At 72.3% G+C, this 5,963-nt stretch carries 4 protein-coding genes; 2 read left to right on the forward strand and 2 right to left on the reverse strand.

Annotation, left to right across the window (positions count from 1 at the left end; all coding sequences use genetic code 11):
• Positions 1–34: 34 nt before the first annotated feature.
• Positions 35–733: an HAD family hydrolase gene (locus ACNAVT_RS31500; RefSeq protein WP_416301616.1), complete on the reverse strand. Its 699-nt coding sequence runs from the start codon at positions 731–733 to the stop codon at positions 35–37.
• Positions 734–883: 150 nt separating this feature from the next.
• The gene (locus ACNAVT_RS31505; RefSeq protein WP_416301617.1) at positions 884–3,586 is read right to left on the reverse strand and encodes an MGH1-like glycoside hydrolase domain-containing protein; all 2,703 of its coding nucleotides are present in this window, start codon (positions 3,584–3,586) and stop codon (positions 884–886) included.
• 42 nt (positions 3,587–3,628) lie between these two features.
• On the opposite strand from ACNAVT_RS31505, the gene ACNAVT_RS31510 reads away from it, so the two are divergent.
• Both ACNAVT_RS31510 and ACNAVT_RS31515 read left to right on the forward strand, forming a co-directional pair.
• Positions 3,629–5,569, forward strand: coding sequence for an amylo-alpha-1,6-glucosidase (locus ACNAVT_RS31510; protein ID WP_416301618.1), 1,941 nt, complete (start codon positions 3,629–3,631; stop codon positions 5,567–5,569).
• A gap of 145 nt (positions 5,570–5,714) precedes the next feature.
• A partial coding sequence (locus ACNAVT_RS31515; protein WP_416301619.1) for a glycogen/starch synthase occupies positions 5,715–5,963 on the forward strand: 249 nt, incomplete at its 3' end.

Below are 5,963 nucleotides of genomic sequence, written 5' to 3' on the forward strand. Positions count from 1 at the left end.
GAGGTAGCTGTTCGCTAGACACGACCGGCACCGGTCAGAAGTGCTGGACCAGGTCGGTGAACGCGGCCAGCCGGATCACCCCGACATCGTCCGGGTCGAGTTCGTCGTGCTCCAGCACCCAGGTGTTCTCGTTGGGGATGAAGACCGCGTTCATGCCGGCGGCCCGGGCGGGCAGGATGTCGGACTTCGGTGAGTTGCCGATCATCCACGCGCTGGCCGGATCGAACGCGTGCTCGCGCGCCAGCCAGCGGTAGGTGTCGGCGTCCTTCTCCGGCACGATGTGCGCGGCACGGAAGTGGTGCAGCAGCCCGCACGCGTCGAGCTTGCGCTGCTGCTCCTCCCGCTCCCCCTTGGTCAGCAGCAGCAGCTCGTGCCGGGTGGCGAGGTCGTCCAGGGTCGCCGCGACCCCGGGCATCAGCTCGACCTGATGGCCGATCAGCGCCACCGCGAGATTCTCGATCTCCACGCGCTCCCGCGCGGTGGTCGGGCGCTGCCGCAGCTTCTCCAGGCACTCCCCCAGGCTGCGCAGGAAGACCTTACTGCCGTAGCCGTGCGCGACGGCGTTGGCCCGCTCGATGTCGTCGAGGACGGCCCGGATCTGCACGCGGTCCAGCGTCGGGTGGTCCAGCCAGTCGAGGAAGTCGTCGATCACCCGCTCGAAGAGGACGTTGTTCTCCCAGAGCGTGTCGTCGGCGTCGAAGACGAGCACCGTTGCCTCCCGGCGCTGTCGCATCGCGTTCTCCTCCCGTGCGGCGGCCCCGACACGCTACAGCCGACGCCCGATCGCGACAGCCGGGTTTCCGGCGAACCGGGCGACGGTGCCGGAGGCGGCCGGCGGACCGGGCGACGGTGCCGGAGGCGGCCGGCGCACCCGCGGCGCGGATCAGCGGCGCAGGGTGAGGATCAGGTCGGCGACCAGGGCGGTCCAGCCGGTCTGGTGCCACGCCCCGAGTCCGGCGCCGTTGTCGCCGTGGAAGTACTCCGGGAAGGCGATCAGGTCCCGCCAGTCGGGGTGGGTCTGGAAGAGCTGGCACGCCCCGTAGATGGGCCGCCGCCCCCAGCCGTCCCGGGTGAACAGCGCGATCAGCCGGCCGGACAGGTCGTCGGCGATCTCGTCCAGGGTCAGCTTCCGCCCCGACCGGGTCGGGTACTCCACCTGCAGGTCGTCACCGAAGAAGGCGGCGTAGTCGCGCAACGCGCTGATCAGCAGGAAGTTCGTCGGCATCCAGATCGGGCCACGCCAGTTGGAGTTGCCGCCGAACAGGCCACTGGTCGACTCGGCCGGTTCGTAGCCGACGCTGAACTCCTGCCCGCCGAGGGTCACGGTGAACGGCTTGTCCAGGTGGGCGCGGGACAGCGTACGCAGGCCGTACTCGGAGAGGAACTCGTCGGTGTCCAGCATCCGGGCGAGCAGCCGGACCACCTGCTCGGGGCCGACCATGGACAGCAGCCGCTGTTGGCGGCCGTCGGGGCCGATCCGCCGGGCGCCGACGACGTCGGCGTACTCGGGGCGGTTGGCGAGGAACCAGCGCAGCCGGGCGGCCAGCTCGGGCAGCCGGTGCAGGGTCCGCGCGGTGAGCCGGGTGGTCGCCGCCAGCGGCAGCAGCCCCACCACCGAGCGGACCTTCAGCGGCACCTTCGTGCCGTCGGCCAGCCGCAGCACGTCGTAGAAGAAGGCGTCCTCGTCGTCCCAGAGCCCCTGGTCGTACGCGGCGGCGGCGATGTACGCGAAGTGCTCGAAGAACTTCGTGGCGGTGTCCACGTACGCCTCGTCGTGCTCGGCGAGCACGATCGCCATGTCGAGCAGGTTCAGCGCGTACATGCCCATCCAGCCGGTGCCGTCGGACTGCTCCAGCACCCCGGCGACCGGCAGAGCGGCCGAGCGGTCGAACGGCCCGACGTTGTCCAGCCCGAGGAAACCGCCCTCGAAGACGTTGTTGCCGCCGGTGTCCTTCCGGTTGACCCACCAGGTGAAGTTGAGCAGCAGCTTGTGCATCACCCGGGCGAGGAACTCGTGGTCCCGGGAGCCGTCGATCTCGAAGACCTTCAGCGCCGCCCAGGCGTGCACCGGCGGGTTGACGTCCCCGAACGCCCACTCGTACGCCGGGATCTGCCCGTTGGGATGCAGATACCACTCGCGGAGCAGGAGCAGCAGCTGTTCCTTGGCGAAGCCGGGGTCGACCCGGGCGATGCTGACGCAGTGGAAGGCCAGGTCCCAGGCGGCGTACCAGGGATACTCCCACGGGTCGGGCATGGAGATCACGTCGAAGCTGCTCATGTGCCACCAGGCGCTGTTGCGCCCGTGCCGGCGCCCGGCGGGCGGCGGCGTGGAGCCGGGATCGCCCTCCAGCCACCGCTTGACGTCGAAGTGGTAGAACTGCTTGCCCCACATCAGCCCGGCGATGGCCTGCCGGGCCACCAGGGCCTCGTCGGCGCTGGCGGCGGCCGGGATGACGCTGTCGAAGAAGCGGTTGGCCTCGGCGCGCCGCGCCCAGAGCACGGCGTCGAAACCGTCGCCGAGATCGGCGGGGGGCGCGGGCACGCTGCCCGGGGGCGGGGCGGTACGGGTCAGCCGCAGCCGGATCTGCCGCTGCCCGCCGGCCGGCACGTCCAGGACGTAGTGCAGGGCGCCCTTGGTCCCCTCCCGGTCCGGGTTGACCGTGGCCGCGCCGGCCACCACGTGGTCGTTGATCCCGTCCTTCGGGTACGCCGACCGCCCGGGCAGCCCCCAGAGCCGCTCGGCGTTGCTGTCGTTGTCGCAGAGCAGCGCGGTGGGCTCCCCGTCGCCCTCCAGCAGGAGCTGCCCGAGCACCCAGTGCTCACCCGCCAGCCGGGCGCCCTCGCCGGTGATCCGGGGCACCCGGTCGCCGCCCGGCAGCCCCCAGCCCCAGGTGTTACGGAACCAGAGGGTGGGCAGCACATGCAGCGTCTCGTCCCGGTCTCCCCGGTTGGCGACGGTGACCAGGACGCACATGTCGGTCGGGGACGCCTTGGCGTAGTCGACGGTCACCGCCCAGTACCGGTCGTCGTCGAAGATCCCGGTGTCGACCAGCTCGTACTCGGTGTCGTCCCGGCCGCGCAGGCCGTTGACCGCGACCAGCTCGTCGTACGGGAAGGCGGCCTGCGGGTAGTGGTAGCGCCAGCGCATGTACGAGTGGGTGGGCGTGGAGTCCTCGTACCACCAGTACTCCTTGACGTCCTCCCCATGGTTGCCGCCGTCGCCGCCGAGGCCGAACATCCGCTCCTTGAGGATCGGGTCCCGGCCGTTCCACAGCGCCAGCGCGAAGCAGAAGGTCTGCCGGTCGTCACAGACGCCGGCCATACCGTCCTCGTTCCACCGGTAGGCTCGGGACCGCGCATGATCGTGGGGAAAATAGTCCCACGCCGTGCCGTGTTCGCTGTAATCCTCCCGTACCGTCCCCCACGCCCGCTCGGACAGATAGGGGCCCCATGCGCGCCAGTCCTGCTCCCCGGCGTCGGCCTGGGCCAGCCGGCGCCGCTCGGGGTCGGGGGTCACGGAGGTCGGACGGTCAGTGATCACCTGCACATCTTCGACGCCGCCGGGGTACTTCACCACAGGGGTCATTGTCGTCGTGGCGTGTTACACCTCGCCGGAGGTGGAGGAAAGTTGATCGGCATAAGCTTCGGTCCGCAGGTCTGCGGGGATCTCGCCGCCTCCTCGACCCGGGAGTGGCTGGTCACCGACGGCCTCGGCGGCTACGCCATGGGCACGGTCAGCGGGCTGCGCACCCGCCGCTACCACGGGCTGCTGGTGGTCGCCGGGGAAACGCTCGCATCTCGGAAGGTGGGGCTGGTCAGCCTCGACCCGGCGGTGACCCTCCCCTCCGGGGAACGGGTCCGGCTCGGCGCGCACGAGTGGTCCTCCGGGGTCGTCGACCCGCGCGGCTTCGAGCTGCTAGAGCGCTTCGACCTGGTCGACGGGGTGCCGCGCTGGCGGTGGCGGATCGGCGACGTGGTGATCGAGCGGGAGATCGCCATGGCGTACGGCCGGCCCTGCGTGGCGGTGGTGCACCGGCTGCTCTGCGGCGGACCGGTCCGGCTGGATCTGGCGGCGGCCTGCACCTGGCGCGACGCGCACGGCGAGCGCCGCGCGGACGGGCCGACGCCGCAGCTGGAGGCGGTGGCCGGCGGGGCCGTGGTCGAGGGCGCGTTCCGGCTGGCCGGGCCGGACTGGACGCCCGAGGGGCAGTGGTGGCGGGGCGTGCACCACCGGGAGGAGGCGGCGCGCGGCCTGAACCCGGACGAGGACCTCTGGCACGCCGGCCGCTTCTCCGGTGCGCTCGACGAGCCGGGCGCCACGGTGTCGGTGCTGGCCTGGGCGGGTGACCTGGCCGAGGAGCCGCCGCCGGCGACCGCGCTCATCGAGGCCGCCCGGCGGCGTAACCGGGCGGTGGTGGCCGCCGCGAAACCGGACGATCCGGTCGAGGCCAGCCTCGCCCTGGCCGCCGACGCGTTCGTGGTGCGCACCGGCGCCGGACCGGACGTGGTGGCCGGCTACCCGTGGTTCGGCGCCTGGTCGCGGGACACCATGACCGCGTACGAGGGCCTGTTCCTGTGCACCAACCGGGCGGACGAGGGGCGCGAACTGCTGCGGGCATACGCGGCGACGCTGTCGGAGGGGATGCTGGCGAACACCGCCGACACCGGGCGGGTGGAGTACAACACGGTCGACGCGACGTTGTGGTTCCTGCACGCGGTGAGCCGACACGTCACCCTCACCGGGGACACCGACCTCGGCGACGAGCTGCTGCCCGCGCTGCACGCCGTCGTGCAGGCGCACCTGGCCGGCACCCGGTACGGGATCAGGGCCGACCCGGCGGACGGGCTGATCACCGGGGGCGGCACCCCGGGCACCGCGCTGACCTGGATGGATGCCCGGGTGCACGGGGTGCCGGTGACCCCGCGTGCCGGTAAGCCGGTGGAGGTGAACGCGCTCTGGGTCAACGGGCTGGCCGGGCTCGCCGAGCTGACCGAGCTGACCGGCCGGGACGCCACCGAACTGTGGGAGCTGCACACGAGGGCGTCCGGCACATTCCGGGCCCGGTTCCCGGCACCGACGGGCTGGCTGTATGACGTGGTGGACGTGCCCGCGCCGGCCCACCCGCGCGTCGGGGCGCCGCACCACGACGACGACCTGCTCCGCCCCAACCAGCTGCTCGCCTGGTCGCTGCCGTACGCCCCGCTCCAACCGGACGGGGCGGCGCTGCGCCGGGTCGCCGAAGGGTTGTTCACCCCGCTCGGGCCGCGCAGCCTCTCCCCCGACTCCCCCGGCTTCGTCGGCCGGCACGCAGGCGGGCCAGCCGAGCGGGACTCCGGCTATCACCAGGGGACCGTCTGGCCGTGGCTGGTCGGGCCGTTCGTCGACGCGTACCGGCGGGCCGGACTGCCCACCGACGGCCTGTTGGTGGGCCTTGAGGAGCATCTCGTGGAGTTCGGCCTGGGTTCCGTGAGCGAGACGGCCGACGGTCTCGCCCCGCACACCGCCACCGGCTGCCCGTTCCAGGCGTGGTCGGTCGCCGAGCTGCTGCGCGTCCGCCGGCCCCGATAGGTACGCGTTACACAGCGGCAACCAGCGTGTCTCCGCTGGTTATCGACAGCTCGACAGGATGGGCTGCGACCCGGCGGGACGGCGGGCACCCGATGCGGTGCCGGCCGCCTCGGTGCAACGGGAGACACAACTCAAAGGGGGCCGCATGTCCGCCGACGCCGACGTGATCGACATCCAGCCCGTCCGGAACCAGCGGGTGCTGATGCTGTCGTGGGAGTACCCGCCGGTGCTCGTCGGCGGCCTCGGCCGCCACGTGCACGCCCTCTCCGTCGCCCTGGCCACCGCCGGCCACGAGGTCACCGTCATCACCCGCCACACCGACGGCGCACCCCTCGAGGAGTACGCCGACGGCGTCCGGATCGTCCGCGCCGCCGAGGACCCGGTCCGGTTCCCC

Source organism: Micromonospora sp. SL4-19 (assembly GCF_047921475.1).
Classification (GTDB): Bacteria; Actinomycetota; Actinomycetes; order Mycobacteriales; family Micromonosporaceae; genus Micromonospora.